The organism is Streptosporangium subroseum (genome assembly GCF_900188345.1).
Classification (GTDB): domain Bacteria; phylum Actinomycetota; class Actinomycetes; order Streptosporangiales; family Streptosporangiaceae; genus Streptosporangium; species Streptosporangium subroseum.
Window position 1 is genome coordinate 1 of sequence record NZ_FZOD01000076.1, and the last position, 25,947, is coordinate 25,947.

Consider the following 25,947-nt stretch of genomic DNA (forward strand, 5'->3'; position numbering starts at 1 on the left):
TAGGCCTTCTTGCCGCGGTAGGGGCCCTTCGAGCCGTAGCCGGAGATCGAGCAGGTGATCAGCCGCGGATGCTTGGCGCGCAGGCTCTCCTCATCCAGGCCCAGCCGCTGCACCGCCCCCGGCAGGAGGTTCTGCACGAACACATCCGCCCGCGCGAGCATCGCGTCCAGGACCGCGCGGTCTGCGGGGTCCTTGATGTCGAGGGTGATGCTCTCCTTGCCCCGGTTGAGCCACACGAAGTAGCTCGACATGCCCTTGACCGTCTCGTCGTAGCCACGGGCGAAGTCCCCGCCGCCCGTACGCTCGATCTTGATCACGCGTGCGCCGAGGTCGGCCAGCTGGCGGGTGGCGAACGGGGCCGCCACGGCCTGTTCCAGCGCGATGACGGTGATGCCCTGCAACGGGAGCATCAAGACCTCCTTCGGTCGTCGGGGGTGGGCTCCACACCGGCCCGTCGCAGGACCAGCCGGGCGCGTTCCACAACCGGCCGGTCGATCATCTGCCCGTCCAGCCGTCCCGCGCCGCCGCCGGTGACGCTGTCCAGGATCTGCCGGGCGCGGCGCACCTGCTCCTGGCTGGGGCTGAACGCGGCGTTGACGGCGCTCACCTGGCGCGGGTGGACGCATAGTTTGCCTCCGAAGCCCAGGCCGGCCGCGGTGGCCGCCTCCGCCTCGACGACGGAAAGGTCGTCCAGGGCGACGGTGACACCGTCGATCGGAGCGGCCACGCGCGCCGCGCGCGAGGCCACCACCAGGCAGGAACGCGCGAACAGCATCGAGGTCGGGGTTTCGGAGGCGCCGAGGTCGAGAGCGAAGTCGATCGAGCCGAAGGCCAGGCGAGCCACGCCGGGTGCTGAGGCCAGGTCATAGGCGCGGTGCAGGCCCAGCGCCGTCTCGACCAGCGCGATCACGACCGTGTCCGGGCCCAGGGCGTCGCTCAGCTGGCTCAGGGCCCGCGGGTCCTCGGCCTTGGGCAGCATGACGGCGCGCGGGCCCGGCACCCCGGACAGCGCGGAGACGTCGGCGTCGTGGAACGGCGTGTTCTGGGCGTTGATCCGCACGCACGCGACCCCGCCCGCGCCGAGCCAGCGCGTGACCTCGGCGCGGGCCGGCTCCTTGGCGTTCACGGCGACGGCGTCCTCCAGGTCGCAGATCACGACGTCGGCGCCGCTCGCGGCGGCCTTGGCGAATCGGTCGCCGCGGTCACCGGGGACAAACAGCCAGGAGCGAGCTGCGGGTATATCCACCGTCACGGACGGGCGGGCATCAACATTTTCGCTCATTTCGAGGGGTTACCCTGCCGGCTCCTCAAATGATCATTCACTTGAGCATGACTTTGATCGACTCTCGGGCCGCCATCGCGGCATAACCCTGAGCCACGTCGGCGAGCGGAAGCTCGGTGTCGAAGACCGAGCCGGGGTCGAGCGTCCCTGCCATGATCCGCGAGACCAGGTCGGGGAGGTAACGACGTACGGGGGCGATCCCGAGATTCAGGCTCAGGTGGTGGCTGAGCGGCTGGAACAACGGCAGATTCGGCGCCGTGTGGGGGATGCCGACCGCGCCGATCGAGCCTCCCTCGCGGGCCATGCCGACCGCCATCGCCCAGGACTCCGGAGTGCCGACCGCTTCCACCACATGGCGTACGCCCAGGCCGCCGGTCCTTTCGCGGACGGCCGCGATGCCCTCGTCGCCTCGCTCGGCGATGACATCCGTCGCTCCGAAGGACCTGCCGATCGCGGCGCGGTCCTCGTGCCGGCTCATCAGGAAGATCCGCTCGGCGCCGAGGATGGCCTTCGCCCCCAGCACCGCGCACAGTCCGACCGCCCCGTCGCCGATGACGGCCACCGCCGAACCCTCGGTGACGCCGGCCAGAACGGCTCCGTGCAGCCCGGTGGCCATCACGTCGGAGGTGGCCAGAAGCGCGGCGTACAGCGACTCGTCGACACCGCTCATGCCGCCCGGTACGGCCACGAGGGTTCCGTCGGCCTGGGGAACCCGCACGGCTTCGCCCTGGCCGCCGTCGGTGCCCACCGCGCCGAAGGTGCCGCCGTTGCTGCATGAGCTCTGGATCCCGTCCACGCAGGCCGGGCAGGTGTTGTCGGACCACATGAACGGCGCGACGACAAGATCGCCGACCCGGAGGGTGCTGACCTCGCTGCCGACTTCCTCGACGAGGCCGATGAACTCGTGGCCCAGCCGGGATCGCTCCGCGCGGTTGATGATCCCGCGATAGGACCAGAGGTCCGAACCGCAGACGCAGGAACGGAGAACCCGCACCACGGCATCGGTGGGCTGGGACAGGGAGGCGTCGGGCACGTCGTCGACGATGACGTTTCCGGCGGACAGGTAGAGAGCGGCACGCATGGAGAAGATCGCCTTCGTTCGGGTGGTTCGGGTCGTTCGGGGGGAGTTTCGGGGGGTAAGGAGGGGGGTGCGAGGCGGGTGGAGAGGGGTCAGTGCACGGCGGGGGTGCGGACCTCGACGCTCAGCGTCGACTCCACGTACCGGGCCGCGGCGAGCAGTCCCATGTCGGTGCCGAGCGGGGACGACAGCTGAAGCCCGATCGGAAGGCCGTCCGCGCTCCAGCCGCAGGGCAGCACCAGCGCCGGCGCTCCGGTGAGGTTCTGGATGCCGGTGAACAGTCCCTCCGCGGCGCCCTCCGGGGTGTCGACCGGAGGCGTGGTGACCGGCGCGACGAAGGGCGCGGCGGGAGTCAGCAGGACGTCGATCCCGGCGTAGACCTCGGCCGCGGCGGGCAGCAGCCGCTCCCGTGCGGCAAGGGCCCTGCGGTAGTCGGCCTCGCTCACCTCGGAGGCGGAGCGCACCAGCCGCAGGGTCTCCGGGCCGTAGTGGCCGGGGTCGGCCGTCGCCCGCTCGCCGTGGACCTGCCAGGCCTCGAACAGCAGGATGTCGGAGAACGTCTCCTCCAGCTCGCCGAAGGCGGAGCCGTCGACCTCGACGATCGAACAGCCGGCGTCGCGCAGAACGCCGATCGCGTCGCGCACCGCGGTCGCCACGTCCGGCTCGACCTCGGCGCGTTCGAGCTGGCCGGGGATGACACCGATCCGCAGCGCCGTACGGCTCGCGGTCTCCGGCACGGCGCCCGTCAGAGCCGAGAAGACCTCGGTCGTGACCTGGACATCGCGGGCGAGGAGGCCCACATGATCAAGCGTCGGCGCGAGTGCCTCGACACCGTCCAGGGGCAGCGCGCCGTAGCTCGGCTTGAACCCGACGGTGGCGCAGTAATGCGCCGGGAGCCGGATCGAGCCGCCGGTGTCCGTGCCCAGGGCGACCGCGCAGGCGCCGACGCCGACCAGGGCGGCCGAGCCGCCGCTGGACCCGCCGGCGGTCCGCTTGGGGTTGTAGGGGTTCATCGCCTCGGGCACGTCCGGGTGGGTCGCGCCGGCCGCGTACTCGAGCAGCGAGGTGGCCGCGAAGACGTCCGCCCCGGTGGCGCGCAGCGTCGCGATGATCGGGGCGTCGGCCGCGGCCGGTTCGGCGCGCATCGCCTGGGGATTGCCGTTGCCGCGCGGGTGGCCGGCGATGTCGATCAGGTCCTTGACCGCGATCTGCACACCGTGCAGCGGGCCGTCGGGCGCGCGCAGGGGCGCGTGGAACAGCGTGACCACGGCGTTCAGCGGTCGGCCGAGTCGTTCGGATCGCTCGTAGGCGGCGAGAAGCTCCAGGTTGGCCACCTCGCAGGTGCGCTCACCCCGCTCGATCGCCTTGATGAGCTCGCCCGTGTACGTCGTCAGCGGGCCTGCGAGATCGTTCAGCAGGTCGTCGACCTCGGTCTTGCGCTTGCGGACCATCAGGTCGCGGTAGATGCCGCTGTGGGACTTGGCGCTGTTCCGGTTGAAGGTGACCAGCCGGGCGAGCGAGCCTTCGAGGTCGTCGGGTTCGAACCCGTCGAATCCCTCCGGCTTCACCGGCGACTGTGCCAGCACCTCCCTGGCGATGCCGAGCATGAGAGGACGCCACTCCGGCGCCTCCAGGGAGTCGGCGATCGACAGGTCGGAGACCGCGCCGGCGTAGAGCATCGCGCCGTAGGCCTCCTTGCCCCAGAGGAATCCCATGATGTTGTCGGTGGCCACGGCGTAGGGGAGGGCCTCGACGAGTTCGCGCACTCGCGGTGTGATCTCGTTGCCGGTCGACTCGCCGACGCGGAACGTGCCGATGTTGCCCTGCATGATGCGCCCGGGGGCCAGCACGTCCGCGCCGAAGTTCACGAAGCTCACGAGGAGCCGATCAGCGCCGACCGCGGCCGAGAGCGTGTCGGCGGTCAGGCCGTTCTGGAAGCTGACCAGGTAGCCGTCGGGGGCCAGCCGATCACGGACGATTTCGGCGGCCTGGGCGGTGTGATGGCTCTTGACGGCGATCGCGACACGGTCCAGGCGGTCCGGCAGATCCTCGGGTGTGACCGCTCGCGCGGCCACGGTGAAGTTCTCGACCGGCCCCTCGATGGTCAGTCCTTCTCGGTTGATCGCCTCGACGTGTGCCGGGTCGGCGTCGCAGAACAGCACGTCGTGTCCGGCGCGGATCAGATGCGCGCCGATCGTTCCGCCGATCGCGCCCGCACCGATGATGGTCAATTGCATGAGAGATCCGCCTGGTTTGGTAGCGCTTGGGTAGCTTTGCCGTCGGACACTACCTGAACCGATTTGAATGCTCTAGTCTGCATCTGCTGGTGAACTCGGGACGGCGACCTTACGTATGACAGCTTATCTGCACGTAACCTTTGCGAAACGTAGCGATGCTCGAATGCGTCACAGCCGGACCGATCCGCGCTTCTGAGCGGATCCCCTCGGGCCTCTCCGAACCGTCTGACCTACAGAGCACGACCGCGAAACCCATGAAGGATAGGCATGTCTGACCAGAGCCATGACGCGTTGAACCCGGCCTCCCGCATCCCCGACGGCATCAGGGTCCCCGCGATCAGCAGACGCCGGCTGCTCCAGCTGAGCGCCCTCGGCGTGGGAGCCTTCTCCGTCGCGCCGCTGCTGGCCGCCTGCGGGGCCGACTCGACCTCCACGCAGGCCGCCTCCTCGGGCGGGGCGGCCAAGAAGGGAGGCGACCTCGTCATCGTCCGCGACCACGACGCGGTGAACATGGACAAGACGACGGTGTTCAGCAACGGCTCGATCTGGGTCTACAACCAGATGTACGAGCCGCTGGTGGCCATGACGGACGACGGCCAGGGGGTGAAGCCCTGGCTCGCGGAGAGCTACGAGATGTCGGCGGACAACCTCTCCTGCACGCTGAAGCTCAGGAAAGACGTGAAGTTCCACAACGGCCAGCCGATGACTTCGGCCGACGTGAAGTTCTCCATCGACGAGTCGAGCAAGACCAAGGGCGGATGGGAGTTCATCAACTCCGCGATCAAGGAGGTGACCACGCCGGACGACTACACCGTCGTGGTGACCACCAAGTATCCGTGGGCGCCGCTGCTGGCCGACCTGAGCTGCCCGAACAACGGCATCATCCCCAAGGACTACGCGGGCAAGACCAAGGACGAGTTCTACGCCGCCCCGATCGCGACCGGCCCGTTCGTGTGGGGCACCTGGCAGAAGGGCAGCGCCCTCACCCTGAAGAAGAACCCGTCCTACTGGCAGGCGGGCAAGCCGTACCTGGACTCGGTCACCTGGAAGGTGGTCGCGGACAGCAACGCCCGCGCGATCCAGCTGCAGGGCGGGCAGGCGCACATCAACGAGGCTCCGCCGTTCTCCAGCCTCACCCAGCTCAAGAGCACGCCGAACCTGAAGGTCGACCTGTTCCCGTCCACCAGGACGGACTACATCATGATGAACAACACCAAGAAGCCGTTCGACGACATCCACGTGCGCCGCGCCATCTCCTACGCCATCGACCGGGAGTCGCTGGTCAAGAGCGTCCTGTTCGGCAACGGCACCGTGGCGAACTCGTTCATGATGCCGTCCACGCCGTACTACGACAAGGACGCGCCGGGCCTGCAGTACGACATGGCCAAGGCCAAGGAAGAGCTGGCCCAGTCGAGCGTGCCGCAGGGCTTCAAGACCACCTGGCTGGCCATGTCCGGCGACGCGGTGGACGCGTCGATCGCGCAGATCCTGCAGGCGTCCCTGAAAGAGCTCGGCATCACCATGGACATCCAGAACGTGGACCCGAGCGCGCAGCACGACCTGACGGGCAAGCTGCAGTTCGAGATCGCGCACTCGTACTGGACGATGGACCTCGCCGACCCCGACGAGCTGGCGCAGTTCGCGCTCGACCCGACGACGGGCGGGCACTCCTTCAACACCGGGTTCGACGACAAGGAGATCATCGAGCTGGTGCACCAGGCGCAGAAGGAGTTCGACAAGACCAAGCGCCAGGCGCTGTACAGCCAGCTCCAGGTGAAGGCCGCCGAGTCCGCGTTCATGGCGTTCCTGTTCTACACGCCGTTCCCGTACGCGAGCAGCAGCAGCGTGAAGGGCTTCAAGGTCCTGCCCACCGGCTCCTACCACATGGAAGACGTCTCGCTCTGATCCGGAGAACGGCGACCGAATCCATGGAACGGCAGAGTCGATGAAGTATCTGGTCTACATTCTCAAACGGCTGGTGTCCCTGATCCCCGTTTTGCTGGGGATCTCGTTCATCGTGTTCTTCCTCATCCGCCTGATACCAGGGGATCCGGCGGCCACGTTGCTCGGGTCGCACGCCACTCCGGCTGCGATCAACGAACTGCGCACCCAGCTGGGGCTCACCGAGCCGGTGTGGAAGCAGTACCTGACGTTTCTCGGCCACCTGCTGCAGGGCAACCTCGGTTACTCCTACGTGTACAACAGCCCGACCGTGGATCTGATCAAGGTCAGCCTGCCGGTGACGATCTGGCTGCTGGTGGCGGGCACCGTCTTCACGCTCCTGATCGCCGTGCCGCTGGCCGTCCTGGCCGCGGCACGGCGCAACGGGATCGCCGACAACATCATCCGTGCGGTGCCGGTCGTGGGACTGGGACTGCCGGCGTTCTGGCTCGGCATCATGCTGATCCTGGTCTTCGGGCTGAAACTGGGCTGGTTCCCGGTCGCCGGATACGGCGTCAGCATCGCCGACCATCTGCGCGGGATCGTGCTGCCGGGTATCACGATCGCCCTGACCCTCTCGCCGATCCTGATCCGCAGCCTGCGGGCCAGCATGATCGACGTGCTGAGCAGCGACTACATCGTGACGGCTCGTGCCAAGGGGATCAGCACCTCACGGGTGGTGCTCGGCCATGCCCTGCGCAACGCCGCGGTCTCGTCGGTCACGGTGCTCGGCGTGAACATCGCCTATCTCACCGGATCGACGCTCGTGGTCGAACGCGTCTTCTCGCTGCCCGGCATCGGACAGCAGATGATCAATTCCATTCTCGGAAGGGATTTCCCCACCGTGCAGGGAATCACGCTTACTTTCGCGATCATGGTGGTGGTCGTGAACCTGTTGACCGACGTGACGCACGCCGCTCTCGACCCCCGGGTCAAGCTCACATGAGCGCGGCGACGAGTATCGGTCCCGCTCTGCCGGCGGTCACCGGCACGCCCCGGCGCAGACGCGGGCGGTGGAACGTTCCCCTGGTGGCGGGGCTGACGCTGTTCGCCCTCATCGTGCTGTGCGCGGTCTGCGCGCCCCTGCTGACGAGCTACGACCCGATCAAGCAGAACCTCACGGACGCGTTTCTCGCACCCGGCGCGAAGGGCCACCTTCTCGGCACCGACGCGTTCGGGCGCGACGTGTTCTCCAGGTTGCTCTACGGCGCGCGCGTCGACCTCAGGGTCGGCGTGCTGGCGGTCATCTCACCGTTCGTGATCGGCAGCCTGCTCGGCCTGATCGCGGGTTGGTTCGGCGGGTGGGTCGACGCCGTCATCAGCCGCATCGTCGACATGGTGATCGCCTTCCCCTTCCTGGTGCTGGTGATCGCGCTGGTGTTCGCGATGGGCCCCGGTACGACGAGCATCTACACGGCGATCACGCTGGTCGGCTGGGTGGCGTACTGCCGCATCGTGCGCGGCCAGGTGCTGATCGCCAAGGAGCAGGAGTACGCGATGGCGGCCAGGGCCAGCGGCCTGCCGACCTGGCGGATCCTGCTGCGGCACCTCCTGCCCAACGTCGTCCTGCAGGCGTTCGTCTTCTCGATGAGCGACATCGTGCTGACCCTGCTGGCGATCGTGACCTTGGGCTTCCTCGGCCTCGGGGTGCCGCCGCCCACCCCCGACTGGGGAACGATGATCCAGGAAGGTCAGCAGTTCATCTTGGATAAGTGGTACATGTCCACGATTCCCGGCCTGGCGGTCGTTCTGACCGGTCTGGCACTGGCGCTGATCGCGGACGGCATCGTGGAGAAGGCGAACAAATGACGGCGCCATTGCTAGAGGTCCGCGACCTGCACGTGGACATCCCGATGCCGCATGGACGGTTGCACGCGGTCCGCGGGGTGTCGCTCTCGGTCGGCGTCGCGGAGTCGGTCGGGCTGGTGGGTGAATCGGGCTCGGGCAAAAGCCTGACGCTGCGCGCGCTGCTCGGACTGCTGCCGCGTCCGGCCAGGATCGTCTCCGGATCGGTGCTCATCGACGGCGAGGACGTCACCGGGTTGCCGGCCAAGCAGCTGCACCGCCGGTTGACCGACACGATGGGCATGGTCTTCCAGGACGCCCTGACGGCGCTGAACCCGGTCATGCGCGTCGGCGACCAGATCGCCGAGGCGCCCCTGCGCAAGCTGGGCAAGTCGCGCAGCGAGGCGAAGGCCGTGGCGATCGACCTCATGACGGAGGTCGGCATCCCCGATCCCGAGCGCCGTTACCAGCTGTATCCCCACGAACTGTCCGGCGGGATGCGCCAGCGAATCTGCATCGCGATCGCGCTGTCGACCAAGCCGCGGCTGATCCTCGCCGACGAGCCGACCACCGCGCTCGACGTGACGATCCAGGCTCAGGTCCTCGGCGTGCTGCGCCGGCTCAAGCAGGATGAGAACGTCGGGCTTCTGCTGGTGAGTCATGACCTCGCCGTGGTCAGTCAGACCTGTTCGCGGCTCTACGTCATGTACGCCGGCAAGGTCGTGGAGTCGGGCACCCTGCTCGACCTGATCACCGCGCCCAAGCACCCGTACACGTTCTCGTTGCTGCGGTCGGTGCCCGATCCGGGGCATCGTGTCGCCCGGCTGCTGACGATCCACGGGCAACCGCCCGACCTCACCGACGCCATCGTCGGATGTTCCTTCGCCGCCCGGTGCCCGTTCGCGGAAGAGCGCTGCCGCCAGGAGGAACCGGTGCTGGAACCCGTCGGATCGGCGCCGGGTACGGTGATCCGCAAGAGCGCCTGCCTGCGCGTCGACACCGCGGAGCGGTGGACCGCGATGGTCTCGGAGGAAACGGTGGGTCAGCAGTGATGGCGGGAAACGAGATCCTCACGGTCGAAGGCCTGGCCCGGCACTTCACCCCTCCCGTGTCGGTCACCGACCGGCTCTTCGGCAAGAAGCCGGTGGTGAACCGCGCCGTCGACGGCGTGGACCTCGTCCTGCACAAGGGGGAGACGCTCGGGCTGGTCGGCGAGTCGGGCTGTGGCAAGTCCACGCTGGCGCGCTCCATCGTCGGTCTGTACGGTCTCACCGCCGGCGCGATCCGCTATGACGGCGAGCTCGTGCAGGCGAAGCGGACACGTGCCCAGCGGCTCGCCATACAGATGGTGTTCCAGGATCCGTTCAGCTCGCTCAACCCCCGGATGACCGTCGAGCAGACGCTGTCGGAGCTGCTCCGGTTCCACAAACTGGTCCCGCGGAACAAGGTGGGCGAGCGCAACCGGGAGCTGATGGACCTGGTCGGCCTGCCCGAGCGGGCCCTGAAGCAGCGGCCGCGGCAGTTCTCCGGCGGGCAGCGCCAGCGGGTGGGCATCGCCCGCGCGCTGGCGCTCGAGCCGACGGTGCTGATCGCCGACGAACCGGTGTCGGCGCTCGACGTCTCGGTGCAGGCCAACATCATCAATCTGCTCACCGATCTCCAGGAAAGACTCCACCTGTCGGTCATCTTCGTCTCGCACAACATGGCGGTCGTGCGGCAGATCAGCGACCGGACCGCGGTGATGTACCGGGGCCGCATCGTCGAGACCGGTGAGACCGAGACCCTTTTCGACGACCCCGTCCATCCGTACACCAAGCTGCTCATCAGCTCGGTCCCGCGGCTCGCCGAAGCCGGCGACGTCGTCGAGCCGGATGCGGTGGCCGCCGAGAGCGGCGTCGAAGCGGCCGGCGAGAACCCGATGCTGGCGGAGATCATCGGGTCGGCGGCACGCGGCGGAACCAGCCCGTGCCGCTACGCGGACCGTTGTCCGGCCGTCGTCGCCGCGTGCGCCGTCGAGCCGTCCCTGATAGTCGATCCACGTGACAGCGGCCGGTCGGCCGCCTGCGTCCACGTGGCCGAACGCAAAGGAGTGGTCGCGTGAGCGGCGCCATCGTCATCGGCAGCGAGCGTAGCGAGGCGGGTCTTCCCGCGGCGATGGAGATCCTCGCCCGCGGGGGTTCCGCCCTGGACGCCGTCGAGGCGGGGTTACGACGGTGCGAGGACAACCTGGACGACCACTACGTCGGGACCGGCGGACTGCCGAACGCGCAGGGCGTGGTGGAGCTCGACGCGTCGCTGATGATCGGTTCGAGCAGGGCCTTCGGCGCGGTGGGAGCGGTGAAGGGTTTTCCCAATCCCATCTCGATCGCGCGGGCCGTGCTGGAACGACTGCCGCAGCACAACCTGCTCGTCGGCCCGGGAGCCGAGTTGTTCGCCGAGGAGAACGGTTTCGAACGGGCGGAACTGCTGACGGAGGAGTCCAGGAAGCTGTTCCTGGCGGCCCTGCAACCGTCGGACGAGTCCGTCGAGGGCGAGCGGACCGCGGCCCAGGCCGGTGACGAGCTGTACAGGAAGACCGCGCTGGACCTGGTCAACCACTTCGCCCCGCACGACGGGCCGTGGGGGACCATCAACATCCTGGCCCTGGACGCCTCGGGCGAACTGGTCGTGGGCGTGTCCACCAGCGGCTATCCCTGGAAGTATCCGGGAAGGGTGGGGGACTCGGCTCTTCCCGGCGCGGGCAACTACGCCGACGTGCGTTACGGAGGCGCGGCCTGCACCGGCCGCGGGGAGCTGAGCATGCGCGCCCTCGGAGCCCGCGGCATCGTCGCCGACCTGGCACGCGGGCTCGACCCCGCCGAGGCGTGCCTGGCGATGCTGACCGACGCGGCGACCCTGCCGGACGAATACCGCGCCGAACTGCGCTGCCTGGCCCTCACCCCGGACGGGCGGCACGGCGCGGCGGCGGGCCAGAGCGGTTCCGTCTACGTGGTGATGACCGAGTCCTCGACCGAGCCCGAGTTCCATCCGAGGAGCATGCTGTGAAGGTCTACATCTCCTCCGACATGGAGGGCACCGCCGGCGTCGTCGACTGGGACCAGTGCGTCATCGGCGGGTCGCAGTACCCGTACTACACCGAGCTGCTGACCGGTGAGATCAACGCCGCCATCGAAGGCGCGATGCAGGCCGGCGCCACCGAGTTCCTGGTCAACGACGCGCATTCGAAGATGGCCAACCTGAAGCCGGACGCGCTCGCCGGGCGGGCCGGTTATCTGTCCGGCCGGTACAAGCCGATGTACATGATGCAGGGGCTCGACGCGAGCTTCGACGCGATCTTCCTGGTGTCCTATCACGGCTCGATGGGCAGCAAGGGCTCGGTTCTGTCGCACACCTACTTCCCGCTCGCGTTCGCCGAGGTCACCGTCAACGGCGTCGTCGCGGGTGAGGCCGGCATCAACTCCCTGGTGTCCGCCGCCTACCAGGTGCCGATCGTGCTGGTCACCGGCGACGCGACGACCGCCGAGGAGACCGAGCGGTTCTGCCCGGGCATCAAGGCCGCGGTCGTGAAGAGGTCGGTCTCCCGGTTCTCCGCGGAGTCGTTGCACCCGGCGGCGGCCAGGGACCTGATCCGTGAGCAGGCCCGATCCGCCATCGAGGACCTCTCCAGCGCGAGGCAGACGGCTGTCAGCCTCCCCGCCACCCTGGGCATCTCCTTCCGCAGCAGCGACTACTGCGAGCTGGCATGCAGGGTCGCCGGGGTCGAGCGAACGGGTGACCTGTCGGCCACCATCACCGGCGACGATCCGCTGCGGATCTATCAGACATTCATCACCGTCGTCCTGCTGTGCCGAGGTCTTGTCGAATGAAAATCATTGAAGTTCTCACCCAACCGGTTCGCACCGGATTCTTCGCCGACGACCAGGCGGCGATCAGGGCAGGTGCCGAACACGACGGGTTCGCCTACGCGGGCAGTCCCGTCACTCCGGGTTTCTCGGCGATCCGGCAGGCCGGTGAGGCGTTGTCGGTGATGCTGCTGCTCGAAGACGGCTCTGTCGCCTACGGTGACTGCGCCGCGGTGCAGTACAGCGGCGCCGGTGGTCGCGACCCGCTTTTCAGCGCGGAGGCGGCTCGCCGCGACGTCGAGGAATACCTGACGCCGTTGCTGGTCGGCGCCGAACTCGGCTCGTTCCGCGAGCTGGCCGGGCGGGTGGACGCCTGCCATGGCGCCTCCGGCCCGCTGCACACGGCCATCCGGTACGGCGTGACCCAGGCGGTGCTCGACGCGGTCGCGCAGAGCCGGCGGCTCACGATGGCCGAGGTCGTGCGGGACGAATACTCGACCGGGGTGGACCTCAAGCCGGTGCCGATGTTCGCGCAGACCGGCGACGACCGGTACGGCAACGCGGAGAAGATGATCCTCAAACAGGTGGACGTGCTTCCGCACGGCCTGTTCAACAACGACGCCAAGCTGGGAGACCGGGGAGAGCTTCTCGAGGACTATCTGCGGTGGCTGGTGGCCAGGATCGGTCAGCTGCGCCCTGACAGCGCGTACGTCCCCAGGCTGCATTTCGACACCTACGGCACCGTGGGGCGGGCCTTCGGCGGTGACGTCGACGCGGTCGCCGGTTACCTCGCCCGTCTCGGAGAGATCGCCGGCCTGTACGAGCTGGTCGTCGAGCATCCGATCGACGCCGGGGGCCGGGAGGCCCAGATCGAGACCTACGTGCGCCTGCGGACCGCCCTCCGGCGGACGGGCTCGCGGGTGAAGATCGCCGTCGACGAGTGGTGCAACACCCTTGAGGACATCGAGATGTTCGTCGACCGGGGCGCCGCCGACGTGATCCACGTCAAGACGCCGGACCTCGGCGGGGTCAACAACATCATCGAGGCGCTGCTGCTGGTCCGCGACCGGGGTCTCGTCGCGTACTGCGGAGGAACATGTAACGAGACGGACCGCTCGGCGCAGGTCAGCGCCAACGTGGCCATGGCGTGCGCGGCCGGGCAGGTGCTCGCCAAGCCCGGCATGGGAGTGGACGAAGGACTGATGATCGTGGGGAACGAGATGGCACGGGTGGCGGCGATCGCGGCGGCACGCCGGCCCAGGGAGATGGTGCTGCCGTGACGCCGTTGTCGGATGTCCGGATCATCGCGATCGAGCAGTATGGTGCCGGGCCGTTCGGCAGCGTGCACCTGGCGGACCTCGGCGCCGAGGTCATCAAGATCGAGGATCCCTCGACAGGCGGGGACGTCGGGCGTTACGTGGTTCCCGAACAGCACGGCGAGGACAGCCTGTTCTTCGAGACGTTCAACCGCAACAAGCGGAGCCTCGGCCTCGACATCTCCACCCCGGAGGGTCGTGCCGTGTTCGAGGACCTGGTGAGGGTCAGCGACGTGGTGCACTCAAACCTGCGGGGGGACGTCCCCGCCAAGCTGAGGATCCGCTACGACGACCTCAAACACCTCAACCCCGCGATCGTGTGCAGCTCGCTCAGCGGCTTCGGGATGACGGGGCCGCGCAGCGCGGAGCCCGGATACGACTACGTGCTGCAGGGCATGGCCGGCTGGATGGACATCACCGGCGAGCCCGGTGGACCGCCCACAAAATCCGGCCTCTCACTGGTGGACTATTCGGGCGGGCTGGTGGCGGCGGCGTCGATTCTGGCCGCACTGCACGCCGCGCGGCGCGACGGTGTCGGCGCCGACTGCGACATCAGCCTGTTCGACACGGCGATCTCGATGCTGACCTATCCGGCCGCCTGGCAGCTCAACGGCGACTTCGAGCCCAAGCGGACCCGCCATTCGGCTCACCCGTCGCTCGTTCCCTTCCAGGCCTTCCCCACGGGGGACGGCTGGCTGGTGGTGGCCTGCCCGAAGGAGAAGTTCTTCCGGCGGCTCGCCGAGACGCTCGGGCATCCGGAGTGGCCGGACGACCCCCGATACCGCGACTTCGCCGCCCGCAGGGAGAACGCCGCGACCCTGCTGGCCGAGCTGGAGGCGGTGTTCGCCTCCGGCACGAGCGAGCACTGGCTGGGCCTCCTCCGGGCGGCCGGGGTGCCGTGCGGGCCCGTGAACACCGTGGCGCAGGCCCTGCGGGACCCGCACACGATCGCCCGGGGCATGGTCGTCGAGACCGAACATCCCTATTTCGGAACCGTGCGGCAGGTGGCGAGCCCGCTGCGGGTGGGTTCGGACGAGCGCAGTTACAGACGCGGTCCCCGACGCGACGAGGACGCCGACTACGTCCTCACCGAGGTGCTCGGTTACGACGCGGAGCGCATCAAGCGGCTGCGTGAGGGGGAGGGTTGAGATGACCGTACGCGAGGGATGGCAGGGCCGTTACTTCGAGGACTTCGAGGTCGGTGACGTGTACCGGCACGGGCTCGGGCGCACGGTCACGCAGGCGGACAACATCTGGTTCACCCTGCTCACGCAGAACACCGCCCGGGTCCACTTCGACGCGCACTACGCGGCGCAGACCGAGTTCGGGCGGCCGCTCGTCAACTCCGCCTTCACAATCGCGCTCGTGACCGGGCAGTCCGTCAACGACGTCTCCTACAACGTGATGGCGAACCTGGGCTGGGACGAGGTGCGACTGCCGAACCCCCTGTTCGAGGGCGACACGGTCTACTCGTCGTCCGAGGTGCTCACGCTCAGGGAGTCGCGTTCCCGGCCGGAGGTCGGAATCGTCACCGTGCGGACCACGGGCACCAATCAGGACGGGACGGTCGTCATCACCTTCAGCCGGACGGTGATGGTCTACCGGCGAGGCTTCGGACCCGTACAGGGACCGATGACCGGCGGATGACCGCCGGTCGGTCCGGACCTCTCAGGCCGGGTCGCCCTCTCGGGCCAGGTCGCCGGAGTGGTCCGACAGCAACTCGGCCACCAGGTTCTTCGGCCCGATCTCCACCAGGCTCAGCGACGTCTCGGTACGTTGCACGCCCTCGATCTGCCAGATGCGTTCCATGAGCAGCTGCCGCAGATGCAGGTGATCACGGACCCGGAGCCGGGCGAGCAGGTCGATCGCGCCGGTGACGATGTCGAGCCCCTCCAACTCGGGGATGAGGGCGAGCTTGTCGACGAGGTCCCTCTGCTGGTAGCCCTGAACGGCGGTGATCGTCAGATACACCGTCATGGGGAAACCCGCCGCGCTCCAGTCCAGGTGGACGCCGTACCCACGGATCACCCCGAGGCGTTCCAGGCGTGCGATGCGCTCTCCGACCGCGGGGGCGGACATCCCCAGCTCACGGGCCAGCGCCCGTTGGGAGCGCCGGGAGTCCTTGCTGAGCAACACGAGTATCTGCCTGTCCACGTCGTCGAGCGGGACCGGCGGCGACTGCGCCGGCATGGCCAGATCTCGCAGCGGAGCGGTCGAGGAGTTGGGTGTGGCGGCGCGGCGGCGTGGGGGCATGGTGGGAAGGCTACCGGGCCGGATGCGTCGAAAGCGTACTTCAACCCGAAGTCACCCATATGGGGAACACCACAGTGCAAAAGTCCTCGGTCGGCTGCCCTGGGTGAGGACCGTTCGCAGGGTGACGGTTGAGTGATCAAATACAACAAAGAGGTACGGACTGGCAATTAGCGGGCGAATGGATAGTATTGGCTCGGATCTCCTTACGGATGACTATTTCGTGGGTCGAGTTGGGTTTCACTTAGCGCGCCGCCGACGCGGACGGTGCGTGAATCACCAGAACGGAGCGTGAGGGCCGGTGCGGGTCTTCGACAGCAACTGGATGCAGATCGCCGACTATCTCGAACGCGACGATCGCATCGTGCTTCCGATCGGCTCGACGGAGCAGCACGCGTACCTCTCGCTGGGAACGGACGCGCTGCTGGCCGAGCGGGTGTCGGTGGAGGCGGCGGAGCCACTCGGCGTGCCGGTCCTGCCGGTCCTGCCGTTCGGCATGGCGCCGTACTTCACCGAGTACCCGGGCAGCATGAGCCTGCGGATCAGCACCTACATCGAGGTGATGCGCGACCTGCTGGACGGCCTGGCCTCCCAGGGATTCCGGCGCATCGCGGTGGTCAACGGCCACGGGGGGAACTCACCCATCGCCGGCCTCATCCGCGAATGGGTCTGCCGGCCGCGGGAGCACCGGGTGCAGGTCCTGTTCCACAGCTGGTACAACGCGCCGAAGACGGCGGAGGCCGCCTCCCGGTTCGACGACGACCAGTTCCACGGCTCCTGGCTGGAGAACTTCGCCTGGACCAGGGTCGCCGGAGTCGAGATCCCCAGTGGCAGCGCACCGGTCATCCCGCGGTCGATGGCGAACGACGTGACCGCGCGGGAGATGAAGGAGCTCTCTCCAGACGGAAGCCTGGGCGGGGCCTACCAACGCAGTGATGAAGACATGCAGATCGTCTGGGACGCCGGCGTGGCCGAGGTCCGCGAGCTGCTCGAGAAGGGATGGCTCGACCAGTGACAACAGGTAACGGCAGGACCGCCGTGGTCACCGGCACGGCACACGGGATCGGGGCGGCCATCGCGGCCGCACTCGAGGCGGACGGGATCCGGGTGCACGGCGTCGACAAGGACACCGTGGACGTGACCGACTCGTCCGCGGTCAACGCCTTCTTCGCCGAGATCGGTGACGTCGACGTCCTGGTCAACAACGCGGGCGGCGTCGTCGGCCAGGTGCACCACCCGATCGAGGAGATCACCGACGAGGGCTGGGCCGCCGTGGTCGCGGCCAACCTGACCAGCACCTTCCTGTGCACCAGGGCGGCGGTGCCGGGCATGAAACGGCGAGGCTCGGGCCGCATCGTCAACATCTCGTCCGGCGCGGGCCGCAGCGTCAGCCTCACCGGCATCCAGGCCTACGCCAGCTCGAAGGCCGGGCAGATCGGCTTCACCCGCCAGATGGCTCACGAGCTGGGCCGGTTCGGCGTCACGGTCAACTGCATCGCGCCGGGGTTCGTACTGTCCAACCCCTCGACCATCAAGCAGTGGGAGAGCTACGGCGAGCAGGGCCAGGCCGAGCTCGTCGAGGGCATCGCGGTACGCCGGCTCGGCGCGGCCGAGGACATCGCCCACGGTGTCCGGTTCTTCGTCTCCGAGGCCTCGTCCTGGATCACCGGTCAGACTCTCTCGATTGATGGCGGACATGCTCTCTTTTAATTCGACCGACGCCGAGTATCTCGAAGAGCTCGCCGGTTACGTCGCGGTGCCCAGCGTGAGCCGGGACGCGACCGAGGAAACCATGCGGTCCGCCGCCGAATGGCTCGCGGCCCAGCTGTCCTTCGCGGGCGCCCGTGTCGTCGCGACGGAGGGTCACCCGCTGGTACGGGGCGAGTGGCTCGGGGCGCCCGGCGCTCCCACCATCCTCGTCTACGGCCATTACGACGTGCAGCCGACGGGAGACCTCGCCGAGTGGCACACTCCGCCCTTCGAGCTCGTCGTCGACGGCGACGTGATCCGTGGACGCGGGGTCACCGACGACAAGGGCCCGGTCTTCATCGTGCTCAAGGTGGCGCAGGCGTTCATCGAGCAGGAGGGCGCGCTGCCGTTGAACATCAAGTTCCTCCTCGAAGGAGAGGAGGAGATCGGCAGCCCCCACCTTCCGGCCTACGTGCGTGAGCACGCGGACGAACTCGCGGCCGACCTGGTGATCTCCGCCGACGGAGCGATGTGGCGCCCGAGCGAGCCGTCGCTGTCGATCGCCTCCAAGGGCCTGGTGACCCTGGACATCGAGGTCACCGGAGCGGACGCGGACCTGCACTCCGGACGGTTCGGCGGCACGGTGGCCAACCCCGTGCACGCCCTGAGCGAGATCCTGGCCGGACTGCACACGGCCGACGGGCGGGTCGCGGCCGACGGCTTCTACGACGGGATACCCGAGCTGAGCGACGAGCGCCGTGCCGACATCGCGGCGGTGCCCTTCGACGAGGACCGCTACCGGGAGGGCCTCGGCCTCGACGAGGTCTTCGGCGAAGCCGGCTACAGCACGCTGGAACGGCTGTGGGAGCGTCCCACGCTCGAGATCAACGGGCTCCGGGCCGGCGGCAAGTACACCGTCATCCCGCACATCGCGACCGGTCACATCTCCTGCCGGCTGGTACCGGGCCAGCGCCCGGAACGGGTCCTGGCGGCGATCACCGACCACGTGCTCGCGCAGAAGATCCCCGGCGTCCGCGTCGCGGTGCGCCCCGACGAGGCCGGCGTGCCCGCGTACACGATCCCCGCCGACCACCCGGCGATCCGGGCGGCGAGCGCGGCGCTCGAACATGTCTACCCGGGCCAGGACGTCCTGCTGGCGGTCATCGCCGGGACGCTGCCGGCCACGGCGCTGTTCGAGGAGGTGCTGGGCGCCAAGACGCTCTTCTTCTCCTTCTCCACGGCGGACGAGAACCTGCACGCGCCGAACGAGTTCATGCGCATCTCCCGCCTGCGCGAGGGCATGCGCGCCTGGGAACAGCTGTGGCGGCTGCTCGCCGACGGACCGCACCGGCTGGCTCCGGTCCGCGGCGGCGGGGCCGCGTGATGACCGGCGAGCCGTACCGGTCCTACGGTTACCTCACCCCGGGCGTCGACCTTCCCGTTTTCGAGCTGGCCCCGGAGTTCGACCGTGTTCCGCCGTACGCCGACGGGCTCGGCGCGGAGGATCGGTCGCGGGCGGAGCGGCTGCTGCGCGACAACATCGTCGTCAGCCTGCACGACCACCCGGTGCGGTTCCCCGACGACATGCGGCAGACCCCGGAGTACAACCGGACGGGACGCCAGCACACGGCGTTCGCCGGGCTCGCCGCCTCCGGCATGACCGTGGTGTTCGACAACATGATGGACGGCACCGCCTGCGTCACCGGCAACGCGCCGTGGCGGTGGCTGGACATCATCACCGACCTCGGCATGCGGCAGGCCGACATCGCGCACCAGAGCGACGTCGTCGTGATCCGGACGCTGGCCGACATCCACGACGCCCACCGGGCGGGCAAGGTGGGGCTGCTGTTCGGCCTGGAGGCCGCGACGCCGATCGAGAACGAGATCGACCGGCTCGACGTGCTGTACGGCCTCGGCCTGCGGCAGATCGGCATCGCCTACTCCGACGCGAACGCGCTCGGCAGCGGCCTGAACGAGACCGTCGACGGCGGCCTGACCGACTTCGGCAGGCGGGCGGTCGCCCGGATGAACCAGCTGGGCCTGGCCGTCGACATCTCGCACTCCTCCGACCGGACCGGCATCGACACCTGCTCCGTCAGCGAGCGCCCCGTCTTCATGACGCACGCCGGAGCGCGTGCGGTCTGGGACACCCCGCGGATGAAGTCCGACGACGTCCTGCGCGCGGTGGCCGAAACGGGCGGGGTGATCGGAATGTCCGCGGCGCCGCACACGACGCTGTCCCACGCCCATCCCCGGCACACCATCCTGTCGGTGATGGACCACTTCCGGTACTGCCTGGACCTGGTCGGCATCGAGCACGTCGCGTTCGGACCCGACACCCTCTACGGCGATCACGTCGGCCTGCACACCGTCTTCGGGCACCTGCTCAAGGTGGGGGCCGCCGCCCCCGGGGGTCCCTCCTTCGACAAGGTGGAGTACGTGGACGGGCTGGAGAACCCGACCGAGAACTTCGCCAACATCTGCGGATGGCTGGTGCGGGAAGGGTTCTCCGACAGCGAGATCGCCGCCGTGCTGGGCGGCAACATCCTGCGGGCACTCGAGCAGATCTGGGCCTAGTGATGAGTTGCGACAAGAAAGAGGACAACGATGTCCGTTGACGACCAGAGCTCGGCTCAGGCGACCGCAGAGCCGAACGAACAGCTCGCCCGGCTCAGCGCGGAGTTCTTCCAGGTAAAGCACACGGCCGACCCGTTCAGCGCCACGATGCTGGGCGTCTCGGGCTTCGACGGCCTGGTGCCCGATCCCAGCCGGGCCGGCTCCCAGGCCGATGCCGCGAAGATCTCCGACATCGAACGGCGGCTCCGGGACATCGACCCCGACGGCCTGAACCCGGCCGACCGGATCAACCACGCGGTGCTCGGCCGCCTCGCCTGGGGCGTGCGGTCCGACCTGGAGCACGCGCTGTGGGAGACGGGAGCGTCCGCCGACGGCTACTCCGCGCCGCAGGCGATGATGTTCATGTCACTCCCGGCCGCCTCCCTCACCGACGCGGCGGCCGTCGAGCAGTACATCCAGCGGCTGACCGCCCTGCCCCCGTTCCTCGACGCGATCCTCGACCGTTACCGGGAGGCCAAGGCGGACGGGCGGATCCCGACCCGCGTCGGGGTCGGCCAGGCGATGGACCAGCTCACCGGGCACCTGTCGCTGAGCCTGGCCGACGACACCCTGCTCGGCCTGCGGCTACCGGGAGACGTCGACCACGACCGGGTCAGGGCCCGCGCGTCCGACATCGTCTCCGAGTCCGTCCGTCCCGCCCTGCGGCGCCTGCTCGCCGGCATCGAGGACGAACTCCTGCCCGTGGCCCGCGCCGATGACCGGGTCGGCGTCCGGTTCGTCCCGGGTGGCGAGGAAGGGTACCGCGACGCGGTACGGCGGCACACCACCACCGATCTCAGCCCCGAGGAGATCCACCAGATAGGCCTGGACGCTCTCGCGGACCTGCGGCAGGAGTGGGCCGAGCTGGGCGGACGGGCGCTCGGCACGAGCGACGTGGCCGAGGTCATGTCCCGGCTGCGGGACGACCGTTCGCTGCGGTTCGGCGACGGCTCGCAGATCGTCGCCACGGTCGCCGACGCGCTGCGCCGCGCGGAGGAGGTCCGCGACAAGTGGTTCCCCGCGTACGACATCGCCGACTGCGTCATCGAGGAGATCAACCCGATCGAGGCGGGCAACGCGGCGCTCGCGCACTACCGGCCACCGGCGGGCGACGGGTCCCGTCCCGGCGCGCACTGCGTGCTCACGACCGACCCGCAGGAGCGGTTCGTCTACGAGTACGAGGCGCTGGCCTTCCACGAGAGCACGCCCGGCCATCACCTCCAGATCGCCTCCGCGCAGACGCTGACGGATCTGCCGGACTACCGGCGCTTCCTCGACGCCGAGGTATGCGGCTACGTCGAGGGCTGGGGCCTGTACAGCGAACGCCTGGCCGACGAGATGGGGCTGTACACCTCGGACATCTCCCGGTTGGGAATGCTCTCGTTCGACGCGCTGCGAGCCTGCCGCCTGGTGGTCGACACCGGCATGCACCACCTGGGCTGGTCGCGGCAGCAGGCCATGGAGTTCATGTGGGACAACACCGCGACCACGCGCGCCAACGTCCGCAATGAGATCGACCGCTACATCTCGTGGCCCGGTCAGGCGCTGGCGTACATGATCGGCCGCCGCGAGATCCGCCGCCTGCGCGCGGTGGCCGAGGACCGGCTCGGTGCCCGCTTCGACATCCGCGGCTTCCACGGCGCGGTTCTCGGCAACGGCGCCGTTCCGCTCGGCGTCCTCGACCAGATCGTCACCGGCTGGATCGACACCGCGTCCCTCTGACGTCCCTCTGAGAGGTCCCTCCGACCCTGAGGCCTGTCGGACACTCGCACACCCCCCCATCCCCCGTATGTCTCACGGCCCTCCGTCCCCCGCATGCTTCACCTGAATGAGGAGTGCACATGTTCGTAGAGATCAATGGAGCTCAGCTCAACGTCGAGGTCCTCGGCGACGAGGGCGCGCCGGTGCTGATCGCCCACCACGGCGGCGGAGGCATCGGCTCCCTCGCCGAGCCGAAGTCGACGTTCGGCCCGCTCGCCGACCTGTTCCGCGTCATCGTTTTCGACGCGCGCGGCTGTGGCCTGAGCGAGGCCGCGCCGCCCTACTCGCACGCCCAGTGGGCCGCGGACGTCGACGGGCTGCGCGAGTGGGCCGGCGCGGAGAAGATCGTGGTCACGGGCGGCTCCTACGGCGGGTTCATCGCCATGGAATACGCCATCGCCTATCCCGACCGGGTGAGCGCGATGATCCTGCGGGACACCTCACCGGACCGCGAGAACCTGACCTCCGCCATCGAGAGCGCGCGCACGCAGACCCGGGTGAAACTCAACTGGGAGAACTACGACCGCTACTGGAGCGGCAACATCCGCGACGACGCCGACCTGAAGGCCTGCTGGGCCGAGCTGATCCCGCTGTACGACTTCGAATACGACCCGGTGGCGGCCGCTGCGCGGGTGGAGGCCGGCATCTACCGCCACGAGGCGCACAACTGGTGCTTCCAGCACAACGCGCCGATCTATGACGTCAAGCCGCAGCTCCCCTCGATCACCTGCCCGACCCTGGTCACCGTGGGCCGCGTCGACTGGATCACCCCGGTGTCGTCGGCGGAGACGATCGCGTCGCTGATCCCGAACTCGAAGCTGGTCATCTTCGAGAAGTCCGGCCACTCCCCGCAGTTCGAGGAGGCCGAGCTGTTCCAGCAGACGATGCGCGACTTCCTCGCCGAGGCGCTGCCGGAACTCGGGACCGTCGCGCGATGATCACGCGGCGGACGCTGAGCGTCCCTGAGCTCGGTCCGGACGGACTCGACATACCGTATTTCGACATTCGCGGTCGCGGGGACGGGCCACAGCTCACGGTGCTCGCGGGCGTGCACGGAGCGGAGTACGCCTCGATCGCGGCCGTCCGCGAGTTCGTACGGAATCTCGATGACGGCGCCGTCTCGGGCCGGATCGTCGCCGTTCCGGTGGCGAACGTGCCGGGATTCTGGGCCAGAACCCCGTTCATCGTCCCCGCCGACGGCAAGAACCTGAACCGGAGCTTTCCCGGTGATCCGGACGGCACCTTCTCCGAGGTGCTCGCCCACCACCTGTTCACCTCGTTTGTCGCCGGCGCCGACTACGTGGTCGATCTGCACGCCGGTGACATACCCGAGGCGCTCGAGCCGTTCACGATCTTCGAGGAGTCCCCGGTCGAGGCGGCGTCGCTCGATCTCGCCGTGGCCTACGGCGCCGGGCACATCGTCCGGCAGGCCGCGGTGGCACGGACGGTGGCGGGCAGCACCTGCGCCGCCGCGGCGGACATCGGCATCCCGGCGATCATCGCGGAGGCCGGTCAGAACGGCCTGCTCGACCGGTCCGCGATCGACACGCACCTGGCCGGGCTGGGCAACATCGCCAGGTCCGTCGGTGTGCTCGACGGTGATCCGTGGCCGGTGCGCGACGCTCACCGGCATGAGGGATGGCACTGGCTGCGCACCGACCGGGCCGGCTGGTGGCAGCCCGCTGTGACGACGGGGGAATCGGTGCCGGCCGGTGGGCTGCTCGGAACCATGAGCGATGTGTGGGGCGACGTGTTCGCCGAGGTGCGCGCGCCCGAGGCCGGCACACCGCTGTTCCTGACGACCAGCCCCGCCGTGTCCGCCGACGGCCTGCTGCTCGGCCTCGCCCGCGCACCCCACAGCGGGCCGCGCTAGCGCACGTTCCTCTACGGGACGGTCGCCCGGTTGCGCCCGCAGAGCGTGCGGTCGTTCACCGAGGCCCTGACCGGCGCGTCGCCGGACGACCGTCCCCGGGGAATGCCTTCGGATCTGTCCGCGACCGCCTCCTGGGTGAGAGGCCGGGGACGACCGGTCAGCCTCGGTAGGGAGCGAGGAAGGGCTTGAGGGCGTCGATCACCTGCGTGGGATTCTCGTCCATCAGGAAGTGGCCGGCCTTCGGGATGAGCACGCTGCGCACGTTCTCGGCGACGGCTCGCATCTCCGTTTCCATGCCGGTGCCGACGGCGATCTCGCCCGCGATGGTCAGGACCGGCATCTTGAGCTTGGTCTTCCTGCGCTCGGTGTTCTGGGCGATGATCTCATCGATCGCCCGGTAGAACTCGAAGCTGCTCCGCAGCGCCTGGGGGCTCGACGTGAGCGCGTCGACGTACACCTGAACGGCCGTGGCCGGCATCGAGGTGGGAGTCGTGCCCTTGGTGGCGAACTGGTATCTGAAGTAGATGTCCTCCCGGCCCCGCACCAGCTGCTCGTTGATGCCCTCGAGGCGGTTGAACGGGAAGTGCCACAGCAGGCTGTTCAGCTGTCCCGGCAGGAACAGGGCCCCGGGTTCGGTGAGCCCGGGAGTGATCGTCTCCATCGCCACGTACCGCTCCACGGATTGTGGGTGGTCCGAGGCGAGCGCGTAACCCGTCCATGACCCCACATCGTGGGTCACCAGGGCGAAGCGATCGTGTCCCAGGGCCTTCATGAGCTTCACCGCGTCGCCTGCGAGGGTGCGCGAGTCATAGCCCGAAGCGGGTTTGGACGACAGGCCCACGCCGCGTGAGTCGATCGCGACGATGCTGAAGTCCCGCGCGAAGGCGGGCATCACGTGCCGCCAGGCGTACCAGGTCTGGGGCCATCCGCCGATGAACAGAATGGGAGGGCCGTCTCCGCCGGTCACCGCGTGGAGCCGCATTTTGTCGACGTCGACGTATCGGCTGGTGAACGTCTTCCAGAAGTCCTTCGGCAGGCCCGGCAGGCGGGTGGCGGCCGTGGCACCCTTCCCAGGCGCCGACCGGGTGGCCGCCTGCGACGTACCTCCGGCAAGGAGCGGCACAGCCGCGGCGCCGACCGTCGCCGTCCTGAGCAGCCATCGCCGGCTGACCTTCCCGGCGTTTTCGGGCTCGCTGAACTCTTCACCGTTGTGGTTCATGACGGAAAAACCTTTCTGAAGGACATTGGATGCCACGTTGACGGCAGCGGCAGTGCCCGCCTCAGAGTCGCTCTGAAGCCGCAACAGGCCCAATACGCATGCTTGTTCGGTCGATCTCTTCCGTATCGATCGGTACCGAAATGGACGCTAGCACAAGTGGGACGACTTATGTATCGATCGGTTTGAATTGGCTACGATGGGCGGCATGAGCACCGTCAGGCAATCCACCATCGGACGTCCTCGTGGCTTCGACGCCGACCAGGCGCTGGATCGAGCGGTGGAGGTGTTCTGGCGCCAGGGCTACGAGGGCGCCTCGCTCAGCGATCTCACCGCGGCCATGGGCATCAACAGGACCAGCATGTACGCCGCCTTCGGCAACAAGCGCGAGCTGTTCGACAAGGCGCTCGCCCGGTACGCGACGATTGACATGGCCTATGTCCGTGACGCCCTGGCCGCTCCCACCGCCAGGGAGGTCGTCGAGACCTTTCTGGACGGAAACATCAAGGCGGTGACGGCGCCGGATCGTCCGCCCGGATGCTTCTCCATCCAGAGCGGCCTGTCCTGTGGCGTTGAGAACGCCGATGTGAGCGCGGCGCTGGCCCGCGCGCGCAAGGGCGGAGAGCTCGCGATGCGCGACCGCCTCCGCCGCGCGATCCAGGAAGGCGACCTGGCCCCCGAGAACGACCCCGACGGGCTCGCCCGCTACATCATGACCGTGTCGGAGGGGCTCTCCGTCCACGCCGCCGCCGGCGCCACCCGCCAGGAGCTGGCCGAGGTGGTCGACATCGCCCTCCGCGCTTTTCCCGGCGAGTCCCGCCGACCGTGAAGTGATCGCGCTCGCGAGCGACGATGGCGTTGGGGCCGGGGGTCGGCCTGGGGTTGAGGGGCGATCGTTGGTCCTGGACGATGACGTCGCTCGACTCCACTTCTCAAGACTGCAAACTGCTGAGGGTGCCCCTGCTCACCGATGACGCCAAGTTCGCCGGATCAACAGGGCACCGGGCGGAGATCCACCGCTATCCGCCCCCGCTGATGTAGATCGTCTCTAGCCCCCTCCG

At 68.7% G+C, this 25,947-nt stretch carries 25 protein-coding genes; 19 read left to right on the forward strand and 6 right to left on the reverse strand.

Going from position 1 to position 25,947, the window contains the following annotated elements; all coding sequences use genetic code 11:
• The 4 genes from CHC08_RS41275 to CHC08_RS41290 form a co-directional block, all read right to left on the reverse strand.
• On the reverse strand, positions 1-410 hold a 410-nt coding region (locus tag CHC08_RS41275), incomplete at its 3' end, for a CoA transferase (RefSeq protein WP_179282393.1).
• Entirely contained in the window at positions 410-1,282 is an 873-nt protein-coding gene (locus CHC08_RS41280; RefSeq protein WP_089211794.1) for an HpcH/HpaI aldolase/citrate lyase family protein, read from the reverse strand. The genes CHC08_RS41280 and CHC08_RS41275, both read right to left, overlap by 1 nt.
• Positions 1,283-1,319: 37 nt before the next feature.
• Complete coding sequence (locus CHC08_RS41285; RefSeq protein ID WP_089212839.1) at positions 1,320-2,363, reverse strand: zinc-binding dehydrogenase; 1,044 nt, start codon at positions 2,361-2,363, stop codon at positions 1,320-1,322.
• A gap of 89 nt (positions 2,364-2,452) precedes the next feature.
• Positions 2,453-4,597: an amidase family protein gene (locus tag CHC08_RS41290; protein ID WP_089212840.1), complete on the reverse strand. Its 2,145-nt coding sequence runs from the start codon at positions 4,595-4,597 to the stop codon at positions 2,453-2,455.
• Positions 4,598-4,864: 267 nt separating this feature from the next.
• Between CHC08_RS41290 and CHC08_RS41295 the strand changes: the two genes are divergently transcribed.
• The 10 genes from CHC08_RS41295 to CHC08_RS41340 are packed head-to-tail and all read left to right on the forward strand — an operon-like array spanning position 4,865 to position 15,128.
• Positions 4,865-6,502 (forward strand): ABC transporter substrate-binding protein, encoded by a 1,638-nt coding sequence (locus CHC08_RS41295; RefSeq protein ID WP_089212841.1) that lies wholly within the window; start codon positions 4,865-4,867, stop codon positions 6,500-6,502.
• A 40-nt stretch (positions 6,503-6,542) separates the two neighbouring features.
• Positions 6,543-7,484 carry an ABC transporter permease gene (locus tag CHC08_RS41300; protein WP_089212842.1) on the forward strand — a complete coding sequence of 314 codons (942 nt, stop codon included), beginning with the start codon at positions 6,543-6,545 and terminating at the stop codon, positions 7,482-7,484.
• A complete protein-coding gene (locus CHC08_RS41305) occupies positions 7,481-8,347 on the forward strand; it encodes an ABC transporter permease (RefSeq protein ID WP_089212843.1) in 867 nt (288 codons plus the stop codon). Before CHC08_RS41300 ends, CHC08_RS41305 begins: the two co-directional genes overlap by 4 nt.
• A complete protein-coding gene (locus CHC08_RS41310) occupies positions 8,344-9,375 on the forward strand; it encodes an ABC transporter ATP-binding protein (protein WP_218825736.1) in 1,032 nt (343 codons plus the stop codon). Before CHC08_RS41305 ends, CHC08_RS41310 begins: the two co-directional genes overlap by 4 nt.
• Positions 9,375-10,424 (forward strand): oligopeptide/dipeptide ABC transporter ATP-binding protein, encoded by a 1,050-nt coding sequence (locus CHC08_RS41315; protein WP_089212844.1) that lies wholly within the window; start codon positions 9,375-9,377, stop codon positions 10,422-10,424. The genes CHC08_RS41310 and CHC08_RS41315 overlap by 1 nt, the downstream gene beginning before the upstream one ends.
• A complete protein-coding gene (locus tag CHC08_RS41320) occupies positions 10,421-11,368 on the forward strand; it encodes a glycosylasparaginase (RefSeq protein WP_089212845.1) in 948 nt (315 codons plus the stop codon). The genes CHC08_RS41315 and CHC08_RS41320 overlap by 4 nt, the downstream gene beginning before the upstream one ends.
• A complete protein-coding gene (locus CHC08_RS41325) occupies positions 11,365-12,189 on the forward strand; it encodes a M55 family metallopeptidase (protein ID WP_089212846.1) in 825 nt (274 codons plus the stop codon). The genes CHC08_RS41320 and CHC08_RS41325 overlap by 4 nt, the downstream gene beginning before the upstream one ends.
• Positions 12,186-13,445 (forward strand): methylaspartate ammonia-lyase, encoded by a 1,260-nt coding sequence (locus CHC08_RS41330; protein WP_089212847.1) that lies wholly within the window; start codon positions 12,186-12,188, stop codon positions 13,443-13,445. Before CHC08_RS41325 ends, CHC08_RS41330 begins: the two co-directional genes overlap by 4 nt.
• Entirely contained in the window at positions 13,442-14,629 is a 1,188-nt protein-coding gene (locus CHC08_RS41335) for a CaiB/BaiF CoA transferase family protein (protein WP_089212848.1), read from the forward strand. The genes CHC08_RS41330 and CHC08_RS41335 overlap by 4 nt, the downstream gene beginning before the upstream one ends.
• Before the next feature lies 1 nt (position 14,630).
• Positions 14,631-15,128, forward strand: a complete 498-nt coding sequence (locus CHC08_RS41340; protein WP_089212849.1) for a MaoC family dehydratase — start codon at positions 14,631-14,633, stop codon at positions 15,126-15,128.
• Between the two features lie 21 nt (positions 15,129-15,149).
• On the opposite strand, the gene CHC08_RS41345 is transcribed toward CHC08_RS41340, so the two are convergent.
• Positions 15,150-15,734: an Lrp/AsnC family transcriptional regulator gene (locus CHC08_RS41345; protein WP_089212850.1), complete on the reverse strand. Its 585-nt coding sequence runs from the start codon at positions 15,732-15,734 to the stop codon at positions 15,150-15,152.
• A 298-nt stretch (positions 15,735-16,032) separates the two neighbouring features.
• On the opposite strand from CHC08_RS41345, the gene CHC08_RS41350 reads away from it, so the two are divergent.
• The 7 genes from CHC08_RS41350 to CHC08_RS41380 all read left to right on the forward strand — a co-directional run bounded on the left by CHC08_RS41350 (position 16,033) and on the right by CHC08_RS41380 (position 23,670).
• Positions 16,033-16,746, forward strand: a complete 714-nt coding sequence (locus CHC08_RS41350; protein ID WP_089212851.1) for a creatininase family protein — start codon at positions 16,033-16,035, stop codon at positions 16,744-16,746.
• Positions 16,743-17,441: an SDR family NAD(P)-dependent oxidoreductase gene (locus tag CHC08_RS41355; RefSeq protein ID WP_218825737.1), complete on the forward strand. Its 699-nt coding sequence runs from the start codon at positions 16,743-16,745 to the stop codon at positions 17,439-17,441. The genes CHC08_RS41350 and CHC08_RS41355 overlap by 4 nt, the downstream gene beginning before the upstream one ends.
• Positions 17,428-18,804 carry a dipeptidase gene (locus CHC08_RS41360; RefSeq protein WP_218825738.1) on the forward strand — a complete coding sequence of 459 codons (1,377 nt, stop codon included), beginning with the start codon at positions 17,428-17,430 and terminating at the stop codon, positions 18,802-18,804. The genes CHC08_RS41355 and CHC08_RS41360 overlap by 14 nt, the downstream gene beginning before the upstream one ends.
• The gene (locus CHC08_RS41365; protein ID WP_089212881.1) at positions 18,804-19,997 is read left to right on the forward strand and encodes a dipeptidase; all 1,194 of its coding nucleotides are present in this window, start codon (positions 18,804-18,806) and stop codon (positions 19,995-19,997) included. Before CHC08_RS41360 ends, CHC08_RS41365 begins: the two co-directional genes overlap by 1 nt.
• 30 nt (positions 19,998-20,027) lie before the next feature.
• On the forward strand, positions 20,028-21,758 hold the full coding sequence (locus CHC08_RS41370; RefSeq protein ID WP_089212854.1) for a DUF885 domain-containing protein: 1,731 nt from the start codon (positions 20,028-20,030) through the stop codon (positions 21,756-21,758).
• Between the two features lie 119 nt (positions 21,759-21,877).
• Positions 21,878-22,735: an alpha/beta fold hydrolase gene (locus tag CHC08_RS41375; protein WP_089212855.1), complete on the forward strand. Its 858-nt coding sequence runs from the start codon at positions 21,878-21,880 to the stop codon at positions 22,733-22,735.
• Entirely contained in the window at positions 22,732-23,670 is a 939-nt protein-coding gene (locus CHC08_RS41380) for a succinylglutamate desuccinylase/aspartoacylase family protein (protein ID WP_089212856.1), read from the forward strand. Before CHC08_RS41375 ends, CHC08_RS41380 begins: the two co-directional genes overlap by 4 nt.
• A 157-nt stretch (positions 23,671-23,827) precedes the next feature.
• Here the strand turns inward: CHC08_RS41380 and CHC08_RS41385 are convergent, their stop codons facing one another.
• The gene (locus CHC08_RS41385; RefSeq protein WP_089212857.1) at positions 23,828-24,889 is read right to left on the reverse strand and encodes an alpha/beta fold hydrolase; all 1,062 of its coding nucleotides are present in this window, start codon (positions 24,887-24,889) and stop codon (positions 23,828-23,830) included.
• Between the two features lie 205 nt (positions 24,890-25,094).
• Here CHC08_RS41385 and CHC08_RS41390 point away from each other — a divergent pair, with 205 nt between their 5' ends.
• A complete protein-coding gene (locus CHC08_RS41390; RefSeq protein ID WP_089212882.1) occupies positions 25,095-25,715 on the forward strand; it encodes a TetR/AcrR family transcriptional regulator in 621 nt (206 codons plus the stop codon).
• Positions 25,716-25,795: 80 nt separating this feature from the next.
• Entirely contained in the window at positions 25,796-25,927 is a 132-nt protein-coding gene (locus CHC08_RS52635; RefSeq protein WP_275937243.1) for a hypothetical protein, read from the forward strand.
• Positions 25,928-25,947 lie beyond the last annotated feature (20 nt).

Bases quoted from the DNA above. Each gene is read 5' to 3' on its own strand.
- CHC08_RS41280 (WP_089211794.1), bottom strand. From the start codon at position 1,282: ATGAGCGAAAATGTTGATGCCCGCCCGTCCGTGACGGTGGATATACCC.
- CHC08_RS41285 (WP_089212839.1), bottom strand. From the start codon at position 2,363: ATGCGTGCCGCTCTCTACCTGTCCGCCGGAAACGTCATCGTCGACGAC.
- CHC08_RS41290 (WP_089212840.1), bottom strand. From the start codon at position 4,597: ATGCAATTGACCATCATCGGTGCGGGCGCGATCGGCGGAACGATCGGC.
- CHC08_RS41295 (WP_089212841.1), top strand. From the start codon at position 4,865: ATGTCTGACCAGAGCCATGACGCGTTGAACCCGGCCTCCCGCATCCCC.
- CHC08_RS41300 (WP_089212842.1), top strand. From the start codon at position 6,543: ATGAAGTATCTGGTCTACATTCTCAAACGGCTGGTGTCCCTGATCCCC.
- CHC08_RS41305 (WP_089212843.1), top strand. From the start codon at position 7,481: ATGAGCGCGGCGACGAGTATCGGTCCCGCTCTGCCGGCGGTCACCGGC.
- CHC08_RS41310 (WP_218825736.1), top strand. From the start codon at position 8,344: ATGACGGCGCCATTGCTAGAGGTCCGCGACCTGCACGTGGACATCCCG.
- CHC08_RS41315 (WP_089212844.1), top strand. From the start codon at position 9,375: ATGGCGGGAAACGAGATCCTCACGGTCGAAGGCCTGGCCCGGCACTTC.
- CHC08_RS41330 (WP_089212847.1), top strand. From the start codon at position 12,186: ATGAAAATCATTGAAGTTCTCACCCAACCGGTTCGCACCGGATTCTTC.
- CHC08_RS41340 (WP_089212849.1), top strand. From the start codon at position 14,631: ATGACCGTACGCGAGGGATGGCAGGGCCGTTACTTCGAGGACTTCGAG.
- CHC08_RS41345 (WP_089212850.1), bottom strand. From the start codon at position 15,734: ATGCCCCCACGCCGCCGCGCCGCCACACCCAACTCCTCGACCGCTCCG.
- CHC08_RS41360 (WP_218825738.1), top strand. From the start codon at position 17,428: ATGCTCTCTTTTAATTCGACCGACGCCGAGTATCTCGAAGAGCTCGCC.
- CHC08_RS41365 (WP_089212881.1), top strand. From the start codon at position 18,804: ATGACCGGCGAGCCGTACCGGTCCTACGGTTACCTCACCCCGGGCGTC.
- CHC08_RS41370 (WP_089212854.1), top strand. From the start codon at position 20,028: ATGTCCGTTGACGACCAGAGCTCGGCTCAGGCGACCGCAGAGCCGAAC.
- CHC08_RS41375 (WP_089212855.1), top strand. From the start codon at position 21,878: ATGTTCGTAGAGATCAATGGAGCTCAGCTCAACGTCGAGGTCCTCGGC.
- CHC08_RS41380 (WP_089212856.1), top strand. From the start codon at position 22,732: ATGATCACGCGGCGGACGCTGAGCGTCCCTGAGCTCGGTCCGGACGGA.
- CHC08_RS41385 (WP_089212857.1), bottom strand. From the start codon at position 24,889: ATGAACCACAACGGTGAAGAGTTCAGCGAGCCCGAAAACGCCGGGAAG.
- CHC08_RS41390 (WP_089212882.1), top strand. From the start codon at position 25,095: ATGAGCACCGTCAGGCAATCCACCATCGGACGTCCTCGTGGCTTCGAC.
- CHC08_RS52635 (WP_275937243.1), top strand. From the start codon at position 25,796: ATGACGTCGCTCGACTCCACTTCTCAAGACTGCAAACTGCTGAGGGTG.